Here is a 22,225-nt window from a genome sequence, read left to right on the forward strand (position 1 = left end):
CTCATGGCTTCACCCGGCGTCGTCGAACTGTCCCGATGGCAGTTCGCGATCACCGCGATCTTCCACATGACCTTCCCCGCGCTCACCGTCGGGCTCTCCGTGCTGCTCGCCGTCGTGTACACGGTGTACGTCCGCACGGGAAACCCCCTGTACCTGCAGATCTTCCGGTTCTGGAAGAAGATCTTCGCCGTCGGCTTCGGCCTCGGTGTCGTCGCGGGCACGGTGATGACCTTCGAGTTCGGCCTGAACTGGGGGGTGTACGCCCACGCCGTCGGACCGGTCATCGGGGTCACCATCGGCATGGAGGTGATCACGGCCTTCTTCCTGGAGGCGGGCTTCATCGGCCTGATGCTCTACGGGGACGGACGGATCCGCCCGCGCACCATGGCCCTGGCCAGCTGGATGGTCGCCTTCGGAACGCTGCTGTCCACCACCTGGATCCTGTCGGCCAACAGCTGGATGCAGGACCCGGTCGGCTATCAGAAGGTCGCCGGCCAGTTCCACGCGAAGGACTGGATGAGCATCCTGTTCAACCCCGCCTTCGCGCACCGCTTCCCGCACATGCTGCTGGCCGTGCTGATCAGCTCCGCCTGGTTCGTCGGCGGGATCTCCGCCTGGTACCTGGTGAAGAAACGGTCCTCCGCCCAGCCCATGGCGCGCCGCTGCCTGTCCATCGCCCTCGGTGTCCTCGGAGTCCTGATGCCGCTGCAGCTGTATGTGGGGGACGGCACCGCCGTCTTCATGGGACAGCACCAACTGCCCAAGCTGGAGGCGTTCGAGGGCAACTGGAGAAGCGACAACAACGGCTACAACCTGCTCGTCGTCCCCGACGCGGACAAGGGCGAGAACCGGCTGCACGTCGAGATCCCCCATCTCGGCTCGGTCATCGCCCAGGACCTCAGCGGCAGGACGACGACGCCCGGACTGCTGCAGACCCCGCCCGACGAACGCCCCAACATGTGGACCACGTTCTACGGCTTCCGCGCCATGTACTTCACCGCGCTGCTCATGTTCGGCACGGCCTTCGCGGGCGTGGTCCTGCGCCTGCGCCGACGCCTGTACGACTCACCGCGCTTCCTGCGGTGGATGGTGTGGATGACCCCGGCCGGGATCATCGCCATCACCGGCGGCTGGATCGTCGCCGAGACGGGCCGCCAGCCCTGGGTGGTCTACGGCCAGTTGCGCACCGCGGACGCGGTATCCCACCTCAGCACACCAGAAGTCGCCGCCACACTCGCCGGCTTCGTCCTGCTCTACGTCACCCTGTTGGCCATCTGGGCCCGCTACATCGTCCGTACGGTCAAGGCCGGCCCCGAGGCACTCACCGGGCCCGCCTCGACCGATGTCCCGGAGGCCCTCGTTGCTTGAGTACGCCGCTTACGCCCTGGTCCTCTTCTCGCTCGCCATGTACGTCGTCCTCGACGGCTACGACCTCGGCGTGGGCATGCTCAGCCTGGCGGCCAGGCCCGAGCGCCGGCGGGAGTACGGCGAGATCGTCGCGACCGCCTGGGACGCCAACGAGAGCTGGCTGATCCTGGTCGGCGTGGTCCTCTGGGCCGGCCTGCCGGGCGCCTACGCCGTGGTGCTGCCCGCCGTCTACCTGCCGCTCATCGTCATGCTGGCCGCCGTCATCCTGCGCGGACTGGCCCTGGAGATGCACAGTGCGGCCGGCCGCTACCGGCGGGGCTGGGCGCTGCTGTTCGGCGGGGCCTCGCTCGCGGCCACCGTGTGCCAGGGCCTCGTCCTCGGGGCCGTGCTCACCGGACCGCGGCAGCGGGGCGGAGCCTTCCACGGCGGGGCCTTCGACTGGTTCAGCCTCTACGGAGTGCTGTGCGCCGCCGGCCTGGTCGTCGTCTATCTGCTGGCCGGGGCCGCCTGGCTGCAGGACAAGACCGAAGGGTGGTCGCGGTCGGAGGTCCGGCGCACCGGACGGACCCTGCTGCTGGCCACCGCGGCCATGGCGCTCGTGCTCGGCCTGATGCTGCCGGGCGCCGACCCGCAGCAGTTCCAACTGGGCCAGCCGGTACGGGCCGTGCTGTTCTGGCTCGCCGTGGGGGTCGCCGCCGTGGCCGGTGCCGTCGCCTGGCACGGCTTCGGCCGCGGACCCGACTGGCGGCCGTTCGCGGCCGTGGCCACGATGACGGCAAGCGGGCTGCTGGGACTCGCCGCGCTCTCCCTGCCGGTGGTCGTGCCGCCCGGCCTGAGCGTCCATCAGGTTGCCAGCCCGCACTCCTCCCAGCTGTTCCTGGTCCTCGGCGTCGGCCTGTGCATGCCGTTCGTCCTCGCCTACAACATCTACGCGTGGCGGAGTTTCCGCGGCAAGTACAGCGACCCGGTGGAGAGCCCGGTGCCGCCGTTGCCCGCCCGGGGCCGGGCACTTCCGGATGCACCGGCGGCCACCGGCGCGGCACGGACGATCGTGCGACGCGTCCTGCTGACCGTGCTCGGCGTCCTGGCCACCGGCCTCTCCCAGGACGTGTTCGGCGGCGCCTCCGACCTGATCGGGCCGATCGGCGTCACCGTGCTGGGCTGCGCCGCGCTGGCCGCCTGGATCGCGGGCGACCGCCGGGACGGCCGCGCCGGATACTTCGACGCGGACACCGGGGCGGAGACCACCTCGTGAGCGGTACCGCCGTACTGCTGGACGAACTGGCCGCGGACCGGAACGATCCGGTGCCCGCCAGGCTGAAGGACTGGGCGGCCGTCGGCCGGCCCGAGCTGCGCCGCGCGGGGATCCTGCGCGGCGCGGCCCAGTCGGGCACGGTCCTGTGGGCGGGCGGCCTCTCCTTCGCCGCGCAACGCGCCCTGTCGGCGCTGCACGGCGAGCTGCCCGCGACGGCACTGGTGCTGCCCGCCCTGCTGACCGCGGCCGGAGTCGCCCTGCGCGCCGGCCTGCTGGCCGCGGGCGATACGACGGCCGCCCGTGGCGCCCGCGTCGTACGCGAGACGCTGCGCCGCCGGATCATCGAGACGGCGCTGCCCGCCCACGGCCCGGCCCGCACCGACCTGGACGAGGCGGCACCCGGCCGGGCCGTCGACGGCGAGGTGGACCAGCTGACCGACTGGCTCACCGGATACCTGCCCGCGCGGACCACCATGCTGCTCGGCAGCGGACTCGTCCTGGCCGCGATCGCCTGCCGCAGCTGGTTCGTCGCGCTCCTCGTGCTGGCCGCCACCCCGCTGCTGCCGGCCAACCTGAAGGTCATCGGCCTCGGCACACAGGGTGCCGTCCGGGCCCAGCTGACCGGGATCCGCACTCATCAGGCGCGGCTGCTGGACCATCTGCGCGGGCTGCCCACCCTGGTCGGGCTCGGCGCACACGACGAGGCGGCCCTGGCCCTGGAGCGGGACGACCGGGAGGTCGCCCGGCGGACCGAGAAGGTGCTGCGGATCGCGTTCCTGTCGACCGCGTGGGTCGAACTGCTCATCACCGGCACCCTCGCCGTGGTGGCGACCTACTGCGGCCTGGTCCTGCTCGACTACCTGCACCTGCCCCTCGTCCCGGACCGCATGAGCCTGTCCGCCGCACTGTTCGTCCTCGTCCTCGTGCCCGCCTACTTCGCCCCGGCCCGGGACCTGGCCGCCGGCTACCACGCCCGCGCCCAGGCAGCTGCCGCCGCCGAGCTGCTGGGCCCGGTCCTGGACGCGGCCGAGGAGACGGACATGCCCTCGGGCGCGCCGCTCCGGCCGGCCCGCGGCGCGGCGCCTCCCGGGGTGCGCCTGGAGGACGTGACGGTCCGTCATCCGGGTCGTGCGGCGCCCGCCCTGGACCGGATCGGCGTGCGGCTCGCACCGGCCGGATGCCTCGCCGTCACCGGACCGAGCGGGGCGGGAAAGTCCACGCTGCTGGCCGTGGCGGCCGGACTCATCACCCCGCACGAGGGACGCGCTCTGCATGTACTGGACAGGCAGGCCGTCCCCGCCGATCCCGGCCGGGTCGCCTGGGTGGGCCAGCCGGCGCACCTGCTGCCCGGCACCCTCCGCGAGAACCTCCTCCTGGCCCGGCCCACCGCGAGCGACGACGCCTTGCTGGACGCCGCCGCCCGCCTCGGTTTCGACGACCTCCTGACCGCGCTGCCCCAGGGACTGGACACCCCGCTCGGCGAACGCGGCACCGGCCTGTCCTCCGGCCAGTCCCAGCAACTCGCGCTCGTCCGGGCGCTGTTGCGGGACGCGCCGCTGCTGTGCCTGGACGAACCCACCGCACACCTCGACCCGGAGGCCGAGCAGCGGGTCCTGTCGGCGCTGCGGACGCTGGCCCGCGACCGCACGGTCCTGCTGGCCACCCACAGTCCCGCGCTGCTGCCGCTGGCGGACCAGGTCATCTCACTGGACCACGGAAGGGCCCGATGAACCGGACCGGCGCCTGGCGCCTGCTGCGCACGGCGGCCCCGCGCCGCGCCCTGCTGACCGGCATGCTGCTGGCCGTCGCGGCCGAACTCGGCGGTGCCGCGCTCCTCGGCGTCTCCGGCTGGTTCCTGACGACCTGCGCCGTGGTCACCCTCCAGGCCAACACCACCTGGTCCTGGATGTATCCCTCGGGCGCCGTGCGGACGCTGGCCCTGGCCCGCACCGGACTGCGCTACCTCGAACGCCTGGACAGCCACCGGACGTTGCTGACCGCCGCCGTGGCCCTGCGCACCCGGCTGGCCCGCGGCGCCGCCCGGCTCACCCCCCGTGAACTGCGCGGACAGCGCGACGGGACGCTGCTCGCCCGGCTCACCACCGACGTGGAGACCGTCGCGGGCCTGCCGGCGAACGTCTACGCGCCCCTGGTGGCGGCGGTCACCACCGCGTGCCTGATCGAGATCCTGCTGCTGTGGGCGATGCCGGTCCTGGGCGTGGCCGAACTGGTCGTGTGGGCGGCCGGGGTGGTGTGCGCCCGGCGCGCCCACCACCGGGCGCGGGCGCATCTCGCCGCTGCCGCCGAGGCCAGGGCCGCACTCCGGACGGTGCTGCTCGGCAGCCGGGCCGCCTTCGACGAACTGCGCTGCCTGGACGCCGTACCGCAGGCGCGACGGGCGGCGACGACGGGGGTGGCCGCGGTCGAGTCGGCCGAGTGGGCCGCCGCCCGGTCCGAACGGCTGGGCCGTCTGACGCTGCGTCTGCTGGCCGCCGTGGGCCAGGCGTCGGTGCTGCTCATCGCCCTGTGCACGGCCCCGGCACAGCCCGTCACGGTCGTGGTGGGCGAGGTGCTGCTGACGGCCGCCGGGTGGGAGCTGCTGGAGCGGCTGCCCCGGCTGCTGCACCTGCTGACCCAGGCCGGCGACGCGGCCGGACGCCTCGCGCCGCTGGCCGCCGGGGAGCCACCCGCGGGCCGGCCGCGGCAACCCGCGCACGACGCCGGGACCGCGGGGCGCCGCTCGGGGACGGTCGCACACGGGCTGGAGGCGGGCGGGCTGGAGGCGGCCGGACTGCCGGTTCCCGGTTCGTCGTCGACTCTCGGCACGGTCCTGTCCGGCCCGGGACCGGTGCTGGTCACCGGCCCCAACGGCAGCGGGAAGTCGACGCTGCTCGAACAGCTCGCCGGACGGATACCGGCCCCTCGTGGCACGGTCCTCCTCGGCGGCACACCCGTGCACGAGCTGCCGGCCGGGGTCGTCGCCGAGACGATCACCCTGGTCGAGGCCGACGACTGGCTGGCCAACGACACCGTGGCGGCCAATCTCCGTCAGGCCGCCCCCTCGGCCGGCGCCGCCGCCCTGCGGACCGTACTGGAGGTGGTCGGTCTCTCCGCGCTGCCGCTCGACACCCCGGTGGGCCCCGGCGGGCGTCTGCTGTCCCAGGGGCAGCGGCGGCGCCTCGCGATCGCGCGCGCCGTGCTGCGGCGCCCGCCGGTGCTCCTGCTGGACGAACCCACCGCCGGTCTGGACCGCCCCACCGCCCAGGCGATGCTGGCCGCGCTGTTGCGAACGCTGCCAAAGACCTCGGTGGTGATCGCGATGCAGGAACAGGACCTCGGACTGCTCGACCGGCCGCCGACCGCCGTCGTCCGCCTCGGGCGCCCCGGCGACCGGGCCGTCAGTCGAAGCGCAGGTCGGACAGCTGCCGTTCGAGCGCGGTGACGTCGTCCTCGGGTGCCTCCTCGTCCGGCCGGGCGGCCATGAGGGCGGCCAGCTCGGCGCCCGCCCGCCGGATGCGCGCGGGCAGTCCCTCCGTGTAGGCGTCGCCGCCCGACCCCCAGTCCTCGGACGCCGCGTACACCGCGGTGGGGACGACGGCCGCCCGCAGGTAGGAGAACAGCGGGCGAAGCGCGTGCTCCAGCACCAGGGAGTGGCGGGCCGAGCCTCCGGTCGCCGCGATCAGGACCGGCTTGCCGGTCAGGGCCTGCGGATCGATCAGGTCGAAGAAGGACTTGAACAGCCCGCTGCAGGAGGCGGTGAAGACGGGGGTCACGGCGATCAGACCGGTCGCGCCCGTCACCGCGTCGATCGCGGCGGCCAGCGGGGGCGGCGGGAAACCGGTGACGAGGTTGTTGGCGACGGCGACGGCCAGTTCGCGCAGCTCGACGACCTGGATCTGCACGTCGAGACCCTGCGGGGCGAGTTCGCCGTGGACCGCCTCGGCGAGACGGTCCGCGAGCAGACGGGTGGAGGACGGGGTGCTCAGCCCCGCGGACACGGCGACGAGCTTCACGCTGCGGTCACCTCTTCCCGGGCCTTGAGCAGCGACGCGTGCGAGGGCGCGTCCGGCACCTCGGCGGGGCGCCCCTTCGCGAACTCCTCGCGCAGCACGGGCACCACCTCCTCGCCGAGGATGTCGAGCTGCTCCAGCACGGTCTTCAGGGGCAGCCCCGCGTGATCCATCAGGAACAGTTGCCGCTGGTAGTCGCCGACGGTCTCGCGGAAGGCGAGGGTCCGCTCGATGACCTGCTGCGGGGAGCCCACCGTCAGCGGTGTCTGCTCGGTGAAGTCCTCCAGGGACGGTCCATGGCCGTAGACCGGCGCGTTGTCGAAGTAGGGGCGGAACTCCTCTACCGCGTCCTGGGAGTTCTTCCGCATGAAGACCTGACCGCCGAGACCGACGACGGCCTCCTCGGGGCGGCCGTGCCCGTAGTGGGCGTACCGCCGCCGGTACAGCTGGACCATCCGCCGCGTGTGCTCGGCCGGCCAGAAGATGTTGTTGTGGAAGAAGCCGTCGCCGTAGTACGCCGCCTGGTCGGCGATCTCCGGCGAGCGGATCGAGCCGTGCCAGACGAAGGGCGGCACGCCGTCCAGCGGCCGCGGTGTGGCGGTGAATGCCTGCAGCGGCGTGCGGAAGGTGCCCTCCCAGTCCACCACGTCCTCGCGCCACAGCCGGTGCAGCAGCGCGTAGTTCTCACGGGCGAGCGGCAGGCCCTGCCGGATGTCCTGACCGAACCAGGGGTAGACCGGCCCGGTGTTTCCGCGCCCCAGCATCAGGTCCACGCGGCCGTCCGCGAGATGCTGCAGCATCGCGAAGTCCTCGGCGATCTTCACCGGGTCGTTGGTGGTGATCAGTGTCGTGGCGGTGGACAGGATCAGCCTCTCGGTCCGCGCCGCGATGTAGCCGAGCATGGTGGTCGGGGACGACGGCACGAACGGCGGGTTGTGGTGCTCCCCCGTCGCGAAGACGTCCAGGCTCACCTCCTCCGCCTTCAGCGCGATGGCGACCATCGCCTTGATGCGTTCGTGCTCCGACGGAGTACGGGCTGTGGTCGGATCGGGGGTCACGTCCCCGACCGAGAAGATGCCGAACTGCATGAGTTCCTCTTCTTTCCGGCAATCATGTGAGGTGGGGAACGCTAGGCGCCGGCCACACGGGCCTCATGACTGTGCGCGCACGGGGTCGAGTCCTCCAGCGCCCGGCTCGGGCGAGTCTGCGTCATGCGCCGTCGTTCGTGGCGGATGGTTGCCGTCGGGGCCGGCTGGAGATCCGACGCCCCGCTGCCGGAAGGGAGTTCATCCATGGTGCATGAGCCGATCCTGGTGCTTGCCGCGACGGGCGGGCAGGGCGGTGCCGTGACCGAAGCGCTGCTCGCCCGCGGGGCCCGGATCAGGGCGCTGGTCCGCGACCCGGCCCGCAGTGCCGCGCGGCAACTGGCCGACCGGGGTGTCGAGGTGGTGGCGGGTTCCCTGAGCGATCCCGACTCGCTCACCGCGGCCATGCGAGGGGTGGCCGGTGTGTTCGCGTTCACCACCCCCTTCGAGGCCGGTGTCGAGGCGGAGGTGGGGCAGGGGCGGGCGATCCTCTCCGCCGCGGCGCGCGAACGCGTCCCGCATCTCGTGTTCAGCTCGGTCGCCGGGGCCGACCAGGACAGCGGGGTACCGCATTTCGAGAGCAAGGCGCGCATCGAGGCGGAGCTGGCCGCGGGGGACGTGCCGTACACCGTCCTGGGGCCGACGTACTTCTTCGACAACGCGCTCGGCGGAGCGGAGCGCATCCGCGACGGTGTGCTCGACCTGCCGCTGCCGCCCGATCGGAAGTTGCAGCAGCTCGCCCGGCCCGACCTCGGTGCGTTCGCGGCGCACGTGCTGCTCGATCCCGCCGCGTACGTCGGGCAGCGCATCGAACTGGCCTCCGACGCCCCCACTCCCACGCAGATGGCGGCCGCGCTCGGCGCCGCGCTGGGACGGGAGGTCCGCCACGAGTACGTCCCGCTCACGGCCATCGGCAGTGCGGACATGCACGCGATGTGGACGTTCCTGAACGGACCCGGCTACCGCGTCGACATCCCCGCCCTCCACGCCGCCCACCCGGAGGTCCACTGGACCGGCTTCGCCGACTGGGCGCGCGGCACCTGGGCCGCCCGGGGCTGAACCGGCCGTCCGCATACCGGCGGGGCTCGCCGGGCCGCACCCGTGAACGCGTCCGGTGAGCCCCGCCGCCCCCGATCTCACGCGTTCACGCGATGTGGCGAACTCGCCCCCACTGGCACGGTGTGTCCGGAAAACGCACATGCCGAAGGGCGGAGATCATGTCGCCGGATTCATCACCACGGGAACCCGGGCCCTCGGGCACCCTTCACACCACGGACGCGGTGCCCACCCACCGGCGGCGGACGTACTGGCGCGAGGCCCTGTCCCAGACGTTCGGCTCGGTCGACATGGGCGTCCCCGACGAGATCGACCGCGGCACGATCCGTACGTCACCGCTCGGCCCGATGCAGGTCGTCACGGTGGACGGCGACCCGCTGCGGGCCCTGCGCACCCAGCGGCTCATCGCGGGCAGCGACAACGGCGACCACGTGGTCGTGAAGCTGCTGAGCAAGGGCGTCGCCCGAGTCGAGCAGGACACGCGCGACGCCTGCGTACGGCCGGGGCAGCTGTTCGTCTACGACATGGCGCGGCCGATCCGGATGACCCTGCCCGAGCCCTTTCAGTCGAAGTCCCTGGTGCTGCCGCGCGACGTGCTGGGTCTGAGCGAGACGGAGCTGCGACGGATCACAGCCTCTCCCCTGGACTCCGAGACCCCGCTCGGCGCGTTGCTGTCGCCGTTCCTGTCCCGGCTCGTGGACACCGCGGACAGGTATCCGCAGCGCACGGCCGACTCGATCGCCCGCAACGTCGTGGACCTGCTGCGGACGCTGGCCGACGACCGACTGGGCACGGCGAGCGCGGACACGGAGAACGCCGCGCGCGGGTCGCTGCTGCGGATCCGGGCCTACATCGACTGGCACCTCGCCGATCCGGATCTGACGCCGGAGGCCATCGCCCGGGCCCACCGCATCTCCGTGCGCTACCTGCACAAGCTGTTCCAGCTCGAGGACATCACGGTCAGCCGGTGGATCCAGCAGCGCCGGCTGGAGCAGTGCCGGCGTGAGCTGTCCCGGCGGGAGGCGGCGGGGCTGACGATCGCCGCGGTCGCTCACCGCTGGGGTTTCACCAGTGCCTCCCACTTCAGCCGGGTGTTTCGGGCCGCCTACGGGGCCTCCCCCGCCGAGTGGCGCAGCTTCGCCGCGCGAGCGCCGCACATGGCTGCCCCGGCTCACTCGCCGCAGCTCCCGTATATGCGTTGAGCTGCTGCTTTTGCCATAGTGGGCCTCCGGAGCGCCGGTGTCACCGGTGCGCGCGGAGGGGAAGGTCACGGTGGCGGGATCGAGCGGATCGCTGTCCCGAAGCGGTCTGCGCGGCCGGGAGGCCGAGTTGGCGGAGTTGCGGGCGCTGATCGCCTCGGTGGCCCGGACCGGAAGCGGCGCCCTGACCCTCGTCCGGGGCGAGCCGGGAATCGGGAAGACCACGCTGCTCGCCGAAGCCGTGGCCCGGGCCGAGGCGGCGGGATTCCGCGTCGGGGTCGGCAAGGCCGACGAACTGCATCACATCGTGCCGCTGTCGTCGCTCGCGGCCTGCCTCCTGCACGGCGATCCCCCGCTGCTCGCCGACGACGTGCTGGCCGACCTCGCGCACCGTCACGATCAGCGGATCCGGCTGGTGGAGCGCCTGGCGGAGGCGATCGAGGAGCGAGCCGACAGCGTGCCGGTGCTGATCGCTCTGGACGACGTGCAGTGGGCCGACGCGCTGAGCCGGTTCGCGCTGCAGCAGCTTCCGCGGCGGCTGCGGACGTCGCCGGTCCTGTGGCTGCTGACGGCGCGGCGGGGCCTCGGCGGGCCCGCCGAGGAGATCGTCGCGGCCGTGCGGGACGAACTCCCGGCGCGCACCTTGTCGTTGGGCCCGCTGTCCGGCGCGGCGATCGGCCGGCTCGCCGACGACGCCCTGGGCCCGGATGTGGACGAGCGCGTGCGCGAGCTGCTCGAAGGTGCCGGCGGGAACCCGTTCCTGGCGGTCGAGCTGCTCGCCGGACTGCGGACCGCCGAGGCCTCGGGAGAGCCCGTACCCCCGGGCCTGGTGTCCGGAGTGCGCGGCAGGCTCACGTCCCTGCAGCCCGCCACTTTGCGGTTCCTGCAGATGGGGGCGGTGCTGGGGCGCAGGTTCGCCTTCCACGAGGCCGCCGTGCTCTGCGGCGGGCCGACCGCCCCGCTGATCGCGGCGCTCGACGAAGCGGTGCGCGCGGGTCTCCTGGACGACGACGGCGACCATCTGGTCTTCCGGCACGACCTGCTGCGCCAGGCGGTCTACGTGGACATCCCGCCCTCGGCCCGCAAGGCGCTGCACCGCGAGGCCGCCGGCCACCTCGTCGCCGCGGGCCACCGGCCGATCGACGCGGCGGCGCACATCCTGCGGGGCGCGCTGCCCGGGGACGAGGAAGCGGTCGGGCTGCTGAGGCGCGCCGCCGACGACGTACTGCCGGTGACGCCGGGGCTCGCGGCCGACCTGGTGACGCGCGCGCTGGACCTGGTGCCCGCCGCGCGGCCGTCGTGGTTCGCCGTGGGTGAGCAGGCCGTCGTCTGCCTGACCCGGGCCGGCCGCGATCGTGAGGCGCTGTCCACCGGCGACCGGCTTCTGGAGTGCCGACCGCCCGTGGAGACGTTCGGCCGGCTGCAGGCCGCCCTCGGCGGGACGCTGTGGAACCTGGACCTCGCCGAGGAGCTGCGCCACCGGTCCGAGACGGCCCTCGCCGTCGGGGGTGCCGCCCCCGAGATCGAGGCCCGGCTGGCGGCACTGCGGGCACTGGCCCTGTCGCGGGGCCACGATCTGGGCGCGGCACGTGAGGCGGGCGAGAACGCGCTGCGGGCCGCGATCGAGATCGGGGACCGGGACGCCCACGTGCAAGCCCTGTTCTCGCTCGGTGAGATCGCGCTCAACGCGGGTGAGAACGCCGTCGCCCTGGAGCGCTTCACCGCGCTCAGTGCGGTGGATTCCGCCTTCTTTCCCGAGGAGATCGTCGCCCATCAGCACATGGACGACTTCGCGTCCGGCGAGCGGCTGCTGCTGAAGGCGGCGCAGCGTTCCGGCGGGCTCCGCGAGGCCATGCTGCTGTGGGCTCAGGGGCAGCAGCATCTGGGACTGGGCCGGCTCGACGACGCCGACGCCGACTTCGTGACGATGGAGCGCCTGGAGGACGACGTACAGGTACCCGTCCAGCAGGTGAACGCTCGCGTGATCCGGTCCTGGACCGCTCTGCTGCGGGGCGAGGAGGCGGCGGCCCGGCAGCACCTGGCCGCCGCGCGGGAGCGGCTGGCGGCCAAGCCGAACCCGGGCAACACCGCCGCGGTGCGGTTCCTGGAGGCCCTCCACGCGGACACCGACGGGGACATCGGCCTCGCCGTCGACAGGATTCGGCAGGTGCAGCGGCAGGGCCCCTTCGTGCGCTGGCGGCTGCTGCGCTGCTGGGTCGATGCCGCGATCCGCATGGCCCTGCGGGGAACGGACCGCGCTCTGGCGCGGGACCTGGCCGCGCAGGCCGAGGCCCACGGCGCACGCAACCCGGCGGTGCCCACGGCGACCGGGCTCGCGGCGCACGCCCTGGGGCTCGTGAGAGGCGACCTCGCCCTGCTGGAACGCTCCGTCTCCCTGCTCGGTACAGGCCCCCGTCCGCTGGTGCTGGCCTCGGCCTGCGCCGACTTCGGGCAGGCGCTGCTGGCGGCGGGCGACCGCCCCCGGGCGGTGGCCGCCCTGACCCGGGCCCATGCCGCGTTCACCGCGGCGGGCGCGCACGCCGCGGCGGCACGCGCGGAGCACGCGTTGAAGGGGGCGGGGGGCGACGGCCGCCGGGCGGTGGGCGGACCGCGTCCCGTCCAGGGCTGGGAGGCCCTGACGGCCTCGGAGAAGAAGGTCGCGCGCCTCGTCGCCGAGGGCCACAGCAACCGGGCGGCCGCAGAACTGCTCGTGGTCTCTGCGCACACCGTCAACACGCACCTGACCTCCGCCTTCCGCAAGCTGTCGGTCAACTCGCGGGTGCAGCTCGCCAATCTGGTCCGGTCCTTGCCCGACGGCTGAGCGCACGGTTGGTACGTTCACGCGATGCCGGGGCGGACGGGATGGGATTGGCTGGGAAGCCCACCTTGTCGGAGGCCGTCGACATGCATGGACCCGCCACCCCCTTACCGCCGGCCGTCGTACTCGTGCACGGGGCGTTCGCCGACGCCTCGTCCTGGGCCGGGGTCATCGGGCTCCTGCACGCCGACGGACTGACGGTGCGCGCCCCGGCGAACCCGCTGCGCGGCCTGGCGTACGACGCCGCCTGCCTCAGGAGCGTGCTGCGCCGGATCGACGTCCCGGTCGTGCTGGTCGGCCACGGCTACGGCGGCGCGGTCATCACCGATGCGGCCACCGACGCCGACAACGTCGTCGCCCTGTGTTACGTCGCCGCGTTCGGCCTCGACGCCGGAGAGTGCCTCCTGGACATCACGAGCCGCTTCTCCCCCGCACCGGCCGCGGACGCGCTCTTCGGCGCCGCCGTGCCCACGCCGTTTCCCGCGGACGCGGACAGCGAGTTGTACATCCGCAGGGAACGCTTTCTCCACGTGTATGCAGCCGACCTGTCACCACACCTCACCAGTGTGCTCTCCGTGACACAACGCCCGATCGCCCGGTGCGCGTTGACCGGCAGATCGGGCCCGCCCGCCTGGGCGGCCAAACCGTCCTGGTACGCCGTCGCCACCGCCGACCGCGTGGTCGACCCCACCGCCCAGCGGTTCATGGCGCTGCGCATGGCGGCCCACACCCGCTTGGTGGACAGTTCGCACGCCGTGCCGCTCTCGCGACCCGACGCCGTGGCGGCGTTGATCCGTGAGGCCGCGTGGACGAGCATCGGGCCCGGCTCCCGCCGCGGGCCTCGACACCCCTTCTGAGCAGGCACATGAGATAGCATCCCCGCCCAGTACTCGGAAGGCATCACCATGATCCAAGCGGCCGGACCGTCGGCGCGGCGCATATCCACCCTCCTCGCAGCCGTAGCCCTCGTCCTGTCGGCCTCCGGGTGCGCGGGCGGCCCGGGGGCCGATTCGGCCTCGGGCGAGGTCACCTCCATCACCGCTCTCGACTACTACACCGACGCGTCCGAGCACGCCCAGTGGAGCGAGCGGCTCGACGCCTGCGGCAAGGGCGCCGGCGTCACGGTCGAGCACCGCAGCGTCCCGGGGGCCTCGCTCGTCCCGAAGGTGCTGCGACAGGCGTCGTCGCGGACCCTTCCCGACCTGTTGATGCTGGACAACCCCGATCTGCAGCAGATCGCGCAGACCGGCGCGCTGACCCCGCTGGACCGGTACGGCATCGGCTCCGGCGGGTTCGCGAAGGGCATCCTGTCGGCGGGCACCTACCGGGGCAAGGTGTACGGACTGGCGCCCACGGTCAGCACGATCGCGCTCTTCTACAACAAGGACATGCTGTCCCGGGCCGGTGTCGCCGTGCCGCGGACCTGGGAGGAGCTGAAGGCGGCCGCGGCCAGGCTGACCCGCCCGGGGCGCTACGGCATGGCGGTGGACGCGAACGCCACCTTCGAGGGCACCTGGCAGTTCCTGCCCTTCCTGTGGTCCAACGGCGGGGACGAGAGGCACCTGGACACCCCGCAGGCCGCTCAGGCGCTCCAGCTCTGGGTCGACCTGGTCAGGAGCGGATCCATGTCCAGGTCGGTGCTGAACTGGACACAGGCCGACGTGCACGACCAGTTCGTCGCCGGGCGGACGGCCATGATGGTCAACGGGCCCTGGCGGACATCCGAGATGAACAAACTCAAGGACCTGCACTGGGGCGTGGCCCCCATCCCGGTCCGCCGGTCGGGGCAGACCCTGGTCACGCCGCTCGGCGGTGAGGTGTGGACGGTCCCGCAGAACGCTTCGAAGGCCCGGCAGGCGAAGGCGGCCCGGGTCCTCGCCTGTCTGAACGACTCCGCGCACATGCTCGCCCTGGCGAGGCAGAACTTCACGGTGCCCTCCCGTCCGGCGGTGGCGTCCCGCTATGCCGAGCAGGTCCCCTCGATGGCGGCCTTCGTCGGGAGCGTCGAGCGGGCCCGCGCCCGTACCGGCGAACTCGGCGTCAGCTGGCCCAAGGCGGCGACCGGCATCTACACGGCCGTCCAGGCCGCGCTGACGGGCGAGCAGACACCTCGGGAAGCACTCGGGCATGCGCAGCGGATCGCGACGGCTTCCTGACCGGATCGCCCGGTGGGGGTTCCTCGTTCCCGCCCTGGGCTACCTGCTGCTGTTCTTCGGCTACCCGATCGCGAGGAACATCGCGATGAGCTTCCAGCGGTACACGGCCACGACGTTCTACACCGGTGCCGCGCCGTTCGCGGGGCTGCGGAACTACGCGGACATCGTGTCGTCGGACCAGTTCCCGAAGCTCCTGCTGACCACGGCCCTGTTCACCGCCGGTTCGCTCGCGGGGCAGTTCGTGCTCGGGCTGGCCCTCGCCCTGTTCTTCCACCGCCGGTTCCCGCTCGGCGGCGTGCTGCGCTCGCTCCTGCTGCTGCCCTGGCTGCTGCCGCTCGTCGCCTCCGGGACGACCTGGCGGTGGATGCTGGACACCGACACGGGAGTCGTGAACCGCGCGCTGCGCGACCTGCACCTGGTGTCGACCGGCGTCCCCTGGCTGACCGGCACGTCGCAGGCGCTCGTGTCGGTGATCCTCGTCAACGTGTGGGTGGGCATCCCCTTCAACGCCACGATCCTGTACGGCGGACTCCAGGACATCCCGGCCCACCTGTACGAGGCGGCGCGGCTGGACGGGGCCGGCCGACTCGCGTCGTTCCGCCACATCACCTGGCCGCTGCTGCGGCCCGTGACCGGCGTCGTGCTGGTGCTGGGCGTGGTCTACACGGCCAAGGTGCTGGACATCATCCTCGTCGTGACGGGCGGGGGTCCGGCCGACGCCACGCAGACCCTCGCCACCCGGTCGTACGAACTGTCCTTCCAGCAGTTCGAGTTCGGGCGCGGCGCCGCCCTCGGCAACATCCTCGTCCTGCTCTCGCTCGCCTTCGCCCTCGTCCACCTGCGCGCCAACCGCCGCGCCCTGAACGCCTGAAGGGAGGCGGACTCCCGTGAAGCGCGCACCCGCACGGGGCTGGCCGTCCACGCTCGCCGGGATCGTCCTGCTCGCGCTGATGCTGTTCCCGGTGTACTGGATGGTGAACGCCTCCCTGCAGCCGGCGGGCAACGTCCTGCGGGCCGGCTGGTTCCCCGTCCACCCGGACCTCAGCGGCTACGCCACCGCGCTGCGCGACCAAGGGCGCGGTCTTGTCACGAGCCTCGTCGTGGCGCTCGGCAGTACGGTGCTGAGCCTCGCGCTCGCGGCCCCCGCGGCCCATGCCCTCGCCCACTTCCGCCTCCGGGGAGGCACCTTCGTGCTCTTCGGTGTCCTGGTCACCCAGGCGGTGCCGGGCATCGTCGTGGCGAACGCGCTCTACGGCGCCTACGACGACCTGGGGCTCCTGAACTCCTACACCGGGCTGATCCTCGCCGACTCGACCGCCGGGGTGCCCTTCGCGATCCTCGTCCTGCACGCGTTCATGCGGGCCGTCCCCAGGGAGATCATCGAGGCGGCGCGGGTCGACGGCGCCGGAAGGCTGCGCGTCTTCCGCTCCGTGGTGCTCCCGCTGAGCACCAACGCTCTGATCACCGCCGGAGTCTTCACCTTCCTCTTCGCCTGGAGCGACTTCCTCTTCGCCCTCACCCTGAACACCACGGACACCGTCAGGCCGGTGACGCTCGGCATCTACCAGTACCTGGGCGCCCACACGAACCGGTGGAACGCCGTCATGGCCACCGCTGTGCTGGCCTGTGTCCCGGCGGCGGTGCTGCTCGTCCTCGCTCAGCGCCGCATCGCCGCCGGGATCACCAGCGGAGCAGTGAGATAGGGGCACGGTCGGGAGCGCCGGTCAGCGGACCGCTTCGGCCGCCTCGGTTATCACGCGGGTGACCACGTCGGGGCGCGTGACCAGGGACAGATGGCCTGCCGGCACCTCGGTCATGTGCGCGTGCGCGCGCTCGGCCATCGCCCGCTGTTCGGCCGGGGGGATGACGTGGTCCTGGGTGCCGACGACGGCCCAGGAGGGCAGGGACTTCCACGCGGGCGCACCGGAGGGCTCCGAACCGGCGCTGACCGCGAAGGGCCGCTGCCCCGCCGCGAGGAGCCGCGCCTGGGCGGCGGGCACGCCATTGGCGAAGCAGTCCTGGAAACCCTTGTAGGCGCCGTTCGGGGCCCACTTGAGGTAGGCGTCGACGTCGCCGGACGGTCCTTTGGGGTAGGGAACCAGGTTCAGGAACGTCGACGGTTCGGCCGTGACGCACGAGCCGGGCCGAGCCGCGTTGATCTGGAACACGGTCTCGCCCTCGTCGGGGATGTACGCGTCGTCGTACACGAGCGCCTTCACGTTGGCGCTCTTCGCGGCCGCGTCGGTGATGACCATGCCGCCGTAGGAGTGGCCGACCAGGACCACCGGGCCGGGGAGGGTCGCGACGAACGAGGCCAGGGTCTGGGCGTCGTAGGAGACCCCGCGCAGCGGGTTCGGCGGGGCGTAGACGGTGTAACCGGCGTGCTGCAGGCGGGCGATGACGGCGTTCCAGCTCGATGCGTCCGCCCAGGCGCCGTGCACCAGCACGATGGTGGGCTTCGCGCCGCCGTCCGTCTCGGCGCTCGCCGTGGTCGCCGTGGTCGCCGTGGTCGCCGTGGTCGCCGGTGCGGCGGTCACCTGCGAGGTGGCGGCGAACACCGTGGCGGCGGCGGCCACGACGCAGGACGCGGCGAGGGCGCGCGCCCGTCTCGTTCTCGGGCGAGGCAGGGATCTCATGGATCTCTCCTGTGAAGTGCGTGGATCGGCAGGGTGGTTGCGGGTCAGGCGCCGACGCTCCGGACGGCTTCGCGGATCAGGTCCGCGACCTCCTTGGGGTGCGCGAGCATGACGAGGTGCGAGGAGTCGACCTCGACGGTGGTCATGCCGGCCCGCTCGTAGCCGAAGCGCTCGACGTCCGGGTTGATGGTGTGGTCCGAGGACGAGACCAGACCCCAGGACGGCTTGGTCTTCCACGCCGCGACCGGGGCGGCCTCGGCGAAGGCCGCACCGGCCAGGGGCCGCTGGGAGACGGCGAGCGTCCTGGCGAGGTCGGGGTCCACGTCGGCGGCGAAGATGGCGGGGAACTTGTCGATGTCGACCGTCACATCGGTGCCGGGCTCGTCCGAACCCTCGACCGGGAAGGGCGTGAAGACGAGCGCCGAGGCCAGGTCGGAGTCGGGGAACCGGCCCTGCAGCTCGCCCAGGCTCTCCCCCTCCTCCAGCGCGTATCCGGCCAGGTAGACCAGGGCCTGGACGTTGTCCTCGGCACCGGCGACGGTGATGACGGCGCCGCCGTAGGAGTGCCCCACGAGGACGACCGGACCGGGGATCCGGCGGACGATCGAGGCGATGTAGGCGGCGTCACCGAGGAGACTGCGGTTGGGGACGGCCGGGGCGAGCACCTGGATTCCGTCGGCCAGCAGCTCGGGGACGACGCGCGCGAAGCTGGAGGCGTCGGCGAAAGCGCCGTGCACCAGGACGACGGTGGGTGTGGACGTGGTCATGGACGTTCCTTCCGGGGATGACGGATGCGGGTATGCCGGGTACGGGGATGCCGGATACGGGGATTCAGGCCGTGCGGCGCAGCAGGTACTTGTGCCGGCCCGAGAGCACGAGTTCGCCGCGCTGGTTGTGGATGGTGGCGGCCGTGACGACGATGCCGTTGTCGCCCTGGGGCTCCAGCGCGGTGACGGTGAGGGCGGGGTACAGGGTGTCCCCGGAGTGCACCTCCGCCAGGAAGGTGCAGGACAGTTCGAGGAAGCTGATGAACACCTCGCCGATGAAGTGCGGGAACAGCGTGGCCCCGGGCGCGGTGAAGGCCAGCACCTGAAGACCGTGCACCACGGGCGCGGGGTGGCCGCGCTTGCGGGCCCACTCGGCGTCGTAGTGGACCGGGTGGTTGTCCGCGGAGACCGTCTGGAACGCGGCGGCATGGGCGTCGGTCAGGGTCCGGCTGGGGGCCCGGAAGACCTCGCCGACGCGCAGGTCCTCGAAGGTCCGGGCCGGTACGACGAGGAAGTCGTCGGGGTCGAAGTCGGCGGAGCCCGCCGTTGTCCGCTCACTCATCGGTCAGCTCTCTCTTCCGCTGGTTGCCGTGCTCGACACGGACCGCGAGGACGTTGGGGTCGGTGTTCGTGAAGTAGGCACCGCTGGCGATGTAGGCGGTGCCGCCGCGTACGGCGAGCGACGTCGGGTTCTCCAGCCCGTCGGCGGCGGTCAGCACGATGCTGTGGCTGCCGTCGGGCCTGACCAGGGCGACCTCGTTGTCCTTGTTGATCGCCGCGAGCAGGGAGTCGCCGGCGCCGGTGAAGTCGATGTCGTCGATGTCGACCAGTCCGGTGGCCCGGGTCTCGACGGGCCCGGCGCCGCCGTGGCACGTGAGGGGGATGCGCAGCACGGTGCCCTTGTCCAGGTTGGACACCCAGGCCGCACCGTTGTGGGTCTTGATGCCGTTGGCCCCCAGGAATCCGGCGGGCCGCAGCTCGGGGGCGGCGGCCCACCGGGTGGGCGTGCCGCCCGCGACCGGCACCCGCCAGACGGTGCCGAGCACCGAGTCGGCGACGTACAGCTGGTTGCTGTGCCGGTCGAGCGCCAGGCCGTTGGGCAGGCCGTCCGCCGGAAGTGCGGCGATGCGCTGCGCCGTGCCCCCGGGACGCAGGCGCCACACACCGGTCAGGTCGCTGGTGCCCGTGGCGTACAGGAAGTACAGCGTCCCGTCGTGGGTACGGACGATGCCGCCGAGGAACGGCGAGGTCAGGGCCGGGGTGACGGACCCGGCCGGGGGCGCGGGCAGGGTCGCGAGGACGTGCGCCCGGCCGTCGGGGGTGATGCGGGCGACCTGCCGGGCGTAGGCGAAGGTGACGTCCGCGCCGCCGCCGGGCTCCAGGGCTATGTTCTCCGGCCGCTGCGCCTCGGTGATGTCCAGGTGCGCGACGAAGTGTGCGTCCGACACCGGGCCGGAGGCGGCGCCGGCCGTGCCGGTGACGCTGAGGGCGGCCGCAACGGCGGTGGCCAGCAGGCCGGTCCGCGACCATCGTCTGGTTCCGGGCATGGAGGTGTGTTCCTTTCCGAGATGAGGACTCGATGTGTGTCAGGACCCCGTGTGTGCGAGGACTCGATGTGTGTGCTCAGCCGGTGAAGCGCTGGCGCAGTTCGCCGATGCCCTCGACGGAGCTGATCAGCGTTGTCGGCGACGACCCGACGGTGCACGCGCTGGAACTCGCCGGGTCGGGGCCCATCAGACGGCCGTGCCGGGCCAGCGTGGCATTGACGCGTCCCACGGTCGTGCCGGGGCCGAGTGCAGCACCTTGCGCTCCCCCAGCAGACGGACGAGATCCTTCCGCAGGGTCTCGGGCGTTCCGGACGCCCGGTCGTCCGGCACCCGGTCGCCGGCCGGGCCACCGGTGGTACGCGGTCGCAGCGTTCCCGGTTCCGGATCGAGCAGTGCCATGGGAATCTCCGTCGCAATTCAGGAAGGACGTCGGCGTGCGGCATCGGCCGACCGTCACGGGAGTTTATGCACACAAGAAATGTCCGGCGGAGACCCGTGCACTGCGGGAACACATTCGGTGCGTTCTCGGAAAAGCAGCCCGGGCGGAGTCGATAGGTTTTCCGTGACTCAATGAACGCCAGGAAATTCGAGACTTGGTACGGCTGGCGGAAGCAGATGCCGGTGCTCGCCGAGCGGTTCACCGTGATCGCGCCGGATCTGCGCGGCCACGGGGACACGGAGAAGCCCGCCCGGGGATACGACAAGCGGACCATGGCCCGGGACGTCATCGCGCTGATGGACCGCCTCGGCCATCGGCGCGTCGCGCTGATCGGCCACGACCTACGACGTGCGCCTCGCCCGGCAGGGGTACTGGTTCTTCACCTCCCTCGGCGTGCCCGACCTTCCGGAGGCGTTGATCGCCGGCCGTGAGGAGGTCCGGCTCACCCACTTCTACCGGAGCTGGTCGTACGACCCCGGCATGCTGAGGCCTACGACTGGAACGGCTGAGCCGGAACACTAACGCGGGTCCACACCGAGATCCGTGTCGACGTCGTAGCCGAATTCGGCCGGGCCGGCCGTGGGGTGCGCGATATCGGTGGCCAGGTCGAACGCCGCCCCGTCGATCGCGTTCTCGAACGAGGACTCCTCACGCTCGGCCCGAACGCGGCGATGGTGCTCGGTCACCCTTTCCACGATGTTCCGGATATGCGGGTGACGGTCGGCGGAATTCTGCTCTTCGGCGTTCATGCGATGCTCCTCCTTTCAAGATATCAGTAGGTATCGGAATCGGGAATGACATGCATCGCGGCCTCTTCCGCCGACGCGCCGGCGTCGTCCTGGACCTCCGGCCCGCTCGGCTGGTGGACGTCGTCCCCCATCGCCTCGCCGGTCACCTGTACTCGCTGTTCTGGTGCAGTTCTGCCACGTAACCACCGGGGAACTGCACCATGGCGTCGGAGCGGCCCCGGGCGGCGTACGGACCCCACAGCACCTTCGCGCCCGCCGCCTCGGCCTTCCGCAGGGTCATGGCGAGGTCCTTCACCGCGTAGCCGGTGGTCTCCCGCCCGAACGGGTAGGGGAGATGACCGTCGGTGACACTGACGACCGTGTTGCCGAACGGGGAGCGGACGGCGATACGGCGATAGGTCTCGCCGGGCAGCCCGATGTCGCCACCGTCCGCCGCCCGGCGGTCGGAGACGACACGGCCCCCGGTGAACCGCAGGTAGGAGCCGAGGAAGCGGTCCGCCGAGTCGGGCGTCAGATAGACGCGGTTGTCCGGCACGGTGTCCAGGGGCTTGTACGACGGTGCCGTGGTGTGCCAGTACAGCTGGGCGTTGACACCGCCCGGGAACTGGACGATCGCGTCCCGCCCGATGGGGTCGTCGAACGGCGCGACGACCAGTTGCGCCCCGCTCTGCCGGGCCAGTCGGACGCCCTTGTCGAAGTCGCTCATGAGCCAGCCCGTCCGTTCGGCGCCGAACGGGTACGGGGCGGGTGTCTTGAAGTCGAAGACGGACAGGGTGCCGACGGGCGACATCACCAGTTCCGACTCGGTCGTGCTGGGCGTCGGTGTGACGGTCGTGACGACCTTGGCCGTGTGGGTTCCGCCGAAGGTCGCGACCCAGCTGGCGACGAACGCGTCCACCTTGCCGGGGGTGACGTAGACGTGCGTGGTGTCGTACTGGGGACCCACCGCCGTGGTCGAGGCCGGCGCGGCGGCCGTCTCGTCCTGAGCCGAGGACGGCGCCCCGGATCCCACCACGCTCAGTGCCACCATGACGGCGGGCAGCACCCACGCCATCGCTCTGCGCTTCATTTCCGTTCCTCTCCGCCGGAGCCGTACACATCGAAGCTAGGCACCGGGCGTGGGGGCGATCATGCTGACAG

The 22,225-nt window shown here is 72.3% G+C and carries 22 protein-coding genes and 1 pseudogene; 13 read left to right on the forward strand and 10 right to left on the reverse strand.

Annotation, left to right across the window (positions count from 1 at the left end; genetic code table 11):
* Positions 1-3: 3 nt before the first annotated feature.
* The 4 genes from AQI95_RS22960 to AQI95_RS22975 are packed head-to-tail and all read left to right on the forward strand — an operon-like array spanning position 4 to position 6,065.
* A complete protein-coding gene (locus AQI95_RS22960; protein WP_067126770.1) occupies positions 4-1,368 on the forward strand; it encodes a cytochrome ubiquinol oxidase subunit I in 1,365 nt (454 codons plus the stop codon).
* Positions 1,361-2,623: a cytochrome d ubiquinol oxidase subunit II gene (locus AQI95_RS22965; protein ID WP_067127472.1), complete on the forward strand. Its 1,263-nt coding sequence runs from the start codon at positions 1,361-1,363 to the stop codon at positions 2,621-2,623. Before AQI95_RS22960 ends, AQI95_RS22965 begins: the two co-directional genes overlap by 8 nt.
* Positions 2,620-4,353, forward strand: a complete 1,734-nt coding sequence (locus AQI95_RS22970; RefSeq protein ID WP_079071408.1) for an ABC transporter ATP-binding protein/permease — start codon at positions 2,620-2,622, stop codon at positions 4,351-4,353. Before AQI95_RS22965 ends, AQI95_RS22970 begins: the two co-directional genes overlap by 4 nt.
* Complete coding sequence (locus tag AQI95_RS22975; protein ID WP_067126773.1) at positions 4,350-6,065, forward strand: ATP-binding cassette domain-containing protein; 1,716 nt, start codon at positions 4,350-4,352, stop codon at positions 6,063-6,065. The genes AQI95_RS22970 and AQI95_RS22975 overlap by 4 nt, the downstream gene beginning before the upstream one ends.
* On the opposite strand, the gene AQI95_RS22980 is transcribed toward AQI95_RS22975, so the two are convergent.
* Together AQI95_RS22980 and AQI95_RS22985 are read right to left on the reverse strand one after the other, a co-directional pair.
* Entirely contained in the window at positions 6,022-6,636 is a 615-nt protein-coding gene (locus AQI95_RS22980; RefSeq protein ID WP_067126777.1) for an FMN reductase, read from the reverse strand. The two genes, AQI95_RS22975 and AQI95_RS22980, sit on opposite strands and share 44 nt — an antisense overlap.
* The gene (locus AQI95_RS22985; RefSeq protein ID WP_067126781.1) at positions 6,633-7,721 is read right to left on the reverse strand and encodes an LLM class flavin-dependent oxidoreductase; all 1,089 of its coding nucleotides are present in this window, start codon (positions 7,719-7,721) and stop codon (positions 6,633-6,635) included. The genes AQI95_RS22980 and AQI95_RS22985 overlap by 4 nt, the downstream gene beginning before the upstream one ends.
* A gap of 204 nt (positions 7,722-7,925) precedes the next feature.
* On the opposite strand from AQI95_RS22985, the gene AQI95_RS22990 reads away from it, so the two are divergent.
* From AQI95_RS22990 to AQI95_RS23020, 7 genes are all read left to right on the forward strand, one after another.
* Complete coding sequence (locus tag AQI95_RS22990) at positions 7,926-8,777, forward strand: NmrA/HSCARG family protein (protein ID WP_067126785.1); 852 nt, start codon at positions 7,926-7,928, stop codon at positions 8,775-8,777.
* A gap of 221 nt (positions 8,778-8,998) precedes the next feature.
* Positions 8,999-9,976, forward strand: coding sequence for an AraC-like ligand-binding domain-containing protein (locus AQI95_RS22995; protein WP_244188817.1), 978 nt, complete (start codon positions 8,999-9,001; stop codon positions 9,974-9,976).
* A gap of 46 nt (positions 9,977-10,022) precedes the next feature.
* Complete coding sequence (locus AQI95_RS23000; RefSeq protein ID WP_341849473.1) at positions 10,023-12,794, forward strand: ATP-binding protein; 2,772 nt, start codon at positions 10,023-10,025, stop codon at positions 12,792-12,794.
* Between the two features lie 83 nt (positions 12,795-12,877).
* The gene (locus tag AQI95_RS23005; protein ID WP_067127484.1) at positions 12,878-13,648 is read left to right on the forward strand and encodes an alpha/beta fold hydrolase; all 771 of its coding nucleotides are present in this window, start codon (positions 12,878-12,880) and stop codon (positions 13,646-13,648) included.
* Positions 13,649-13,696: 48 nt separating this feature from the next.
* Complete coding sequence (locus tag AQI95_RS23010; protein ID WP_167361956.1) at positions 13,697-14,947, forward strand: sugar ABC transporter substrate-binding protein; 1,251 nt, start codon at positions 13,697-13,699, stop codon at positions 14,945-14,947.
* Positions 14,919-15,818 carry a carbohydrate ABC transporter permease gene (locus AQI95_RS23015; protein ID WP_067126788.1) on the forward strand — a complete coding sequence of 300 codons (900 nt, stop codon included), beginning with the start codon at positions 14,919-14,921 and terminating at the stop codon, positions 15,816-15,818. Before AQI95_RS23010 ends, AQI95_RS23015 begins: the two co-directional genes overlap by 29 nt.
* A gap of 16 nt (positions 15,819-15,834) precedes the next feature.
* Positions 15,835-16,650: a carbohydrate ABC transporter permease gene (locus tag AQI95_RS23020; RefSeq protein WP_067126791.1), complete on the forward strand. Its 816-nt coding sequence runs from the start codon at positions 15,835-15,837 to the stop codon at positions 16,648-16,650.
* Between the two features lie 21 nt (positions 16,651-16,671).
* Here the strand turns inward: AQI95_RS23020 and AQI95_RS23025 are convergent, their stop codons facing one another.
* From AQI95_RS23025 to AQI95_RS23045, 5 genes and pseudogenes are all read right to left on the reverse strand, one after another.
* Positions 16,672-17,583 carry an alpha/beta fold hydrolase gene (locus tag AQI95_RS23025; protein WP_079071410.1) on the reverse strand — a complete coding sequence of 304 codons (912 nt, stop codon included), beginning with the start codon at positions 17,581-17,583 and terminating at the stop codon, positions 16,672-16,674.
* 44 nt (positions 17,584-17,627) lie between these two features.
* Complete coding sequence (locus AQI95_RS23030) at positions 17,628-18,350, reverse strand: alpha/beta fold hydrolase (RefSeq protein ID WP_067126794.1); 723 nt, start codon at positions 18,348-18,350, stop codon at positions 17,628-17,630.
* Between the two features lie 64 nt (positions 18,351-18,414).
* Positions 18,415-18,912, reverse strand: coding sequence for a MaoC family dehydratase (locus AQI95_RS23035; protein WP_067126797.1), 498 nt, complete (start codon positions 18,910-18,912; stop codon positions 18,415-18,417).
* Positions 18,905-19,897 (reverse strand): hypothetical protein, encoded by a 993-nt coding sequence (locus AQI95_RS23040; protein WP_067126800.1) that lies wholly within the window; start codon positions 19,895-19,897, stop codon positions 18,905-18,907. The genes AQI95_RS23035 and AQI95_RS23040 overlap by 8 nt, the downstream gene beginning before the upstream one ends.
* Positions 19,898-20,042: 145 nt before the next feature.
* Positions 20,043-20,296, reverse strand: a pseudogene (locus AQI95_RS23045) (FAD-binding protein); the annotation flags it as partial.
* 216 nt (positions 20,297-20,512) lie between these two features.
* On the opposite strand from AQI95_RS23045, the gene AQI95_RS45065 reads away from it, so the two are divergent.
* Positions 20,513-20,767, forward strand: a complete 255-nt coding sequence (locus AQI95_RS45065) for an alpha/beta fold hydrolase (RefSeq protein WP_279617022.1) — start codon at positions 20,513-20,515, stop codon at positions 20,765-20,767.
* A complete protein-coding gene (locus AQI95_RS49095; protein WP_244188832.1) occupies positions 20,685-20,858 on the forward strand; it encodes a hypothetical protein in 174 nt (57 codons plus the stop codon). The genes AQI95_RS45065 and AQI95_RS49095 overlap by 83 nt, the downstream gene beginning before the upstream one ends.
* On the opposite strand, the gene AQI95_RS23050 is transcribed toward AQI95_RS49095, so the two are convergent.
* The 3 genes from AQI95_RS23050 to AQI95_RS23055 are packed head-to-tail and all read right to left on the reverse strand — an operon-like array spanning position 20,855 to position 22,154.
* On the reverse strand, positions 20,855-21,085 hold the full coding sequence (locus AQI95_RS23050; RefSeq protein ID WP_067126806.1) for a hypothetical protein: 231 nt from the start codon (positions 21,083-21,085) through the stop codon (positions 20,855-20,857). The two genes, AQI95_RS49095 and AQI95_RS23050, sit on opposite strands and share 4 nt — an antisense overlap.
* 23 nt (positions 21,086-21,108) lie before the next feature.
* Complete coding sequence (locus AQI95_RS49865; RefSeq protein ID WP_279617018.1) at positions 21,109-21,231, reverse strand: hypothetical protein; 123 nt, start codon at positions 21,229-21,231, stop codon at positions 21,109-21,111.
* Positions 21,228-22,154, reverse strand: coding sequence for a glyoxalase (locus AQI95_RS23055; protein ID WP_067126809.1), 927 nt, complete (start codon positions 22,152-22,154; stop codon positions 21,228-21,230). The genes AQI95_RS49865 and AQI95_RS23055 overlap by 4 nt, the downstream gene beginning before the upstream one ends.
* Between the last annotated feature and the right edge of the window lie 71 nt (positions 22,155-22,225).

This window comes from Streptomyces yokosukanensis, from assembly GCF_001514035.1.
Lineage (GTDB): Bacteria > Actinomycetota > Actinomycetes > Streptomycetales > Streptomycetaceae > Streptomyces > Streptomyces yokosukanensis.

Bases quoted from the DNA above. Each gene is read 5' to 3' on its own strand.
- AQI95_RS22960 (WP_067126770.1), top strand. From the start codon at position 4: ATGGCTTCACCCGGCGTCGTCGAACTGTCCCGATGGCAGTTCGCGATC.
- AQI95_RS22975 (WP_067126773.1), top strand. From the start codon at position 4,350: ATGAACCGGACCGGCGCCTGGCGCCTGCTGCGCACGGCGGCCCCGCGC.
- AQI95_RS22985 (WP_067126781.1), bottom strand. From the start codon at position 7,721: ATGCAGTTCGGCATCTTCTCGGTCGGGGACGTGACCCCCGATCCGACC.
- AQI95_RS22990 (WP_067126785.1), top strand. From the start codon at position 7,926: ATGGTGCATGAGCCGATCCTGGTGCTTGCCGCGACGGGCGGGCAGGGC.
- AQI95_RS23005 (WP_067127484.1), top strand. From the start codon at position 12,878: ATGCATGGACCCGCCACCCCCTTACCGCCGGCCGTCGTACTCGTGCAC.
- AQI95_RS23010 (WP_167361956.1), top strand. From the start codon at position 13,697: ATGATCCAAGCGGCCGGACCGTCGGCGCGGCGCATATCCACCCTCCTC.
- AQI95_RS23015 (WP_067126788.1), top strand. From the start codon at position 14,919: ATGCGCAGCGGATCGCGACGGCTTCCTGACCGGATCGCCCGGTGGGGG.
- AQI95_RS23025 (WP_079071410.1), bottom strand. From the start codon at position 17,583: ATGAGATCCCTGCCTCGCCCGAGAACGAGACGGGCGCGCGCCCTCGCC.
- AQI95_RS23030 (WP_067126794.1), bottom strand. From the start codon at position 18,350: ATGACCACGTCCACACCCACCGTCGTCCTGGTGCACGGCGCTTTCGCC.
- AQI95_RS23035 (WP_067126797.1), bottom strand. From the start codon at position 18,912: ATGAGTGAGCGGACAACGGCGGGCTCCGCCGACTTCGACCCCGACGAC.
- AQI95_RS23040 (WP_067126800.1), bottom strand. From the start codon at position 19,897: ATGCCCGGAACCAGACGATGGTCGCGGACCGGCCTGCTGGCCACCGCC.
- AQI95_RS45065 (WP_279617022.1), top strand. From the start codon at position 20,513: ATGCCGGTGCTCGCCGAGCGGTTCACCGTGATCGCGCCGGATCTGCGC.
- AQI95_RS23050 (WP_067126806.1), bottom strand. From the start codon at position 21,085: ATGAACGCCGAAGAGCAGAATTCCGCCGACCGTCACCCGCATATCCGG.
- AQI95_RS23055 (WP_067126809.1), bottom strand. From the start codon at position 22,154: ATGAAGCGCAGAGCGATGGCGTGGGTGCTGCCCGCCGTCATGGTGGCA.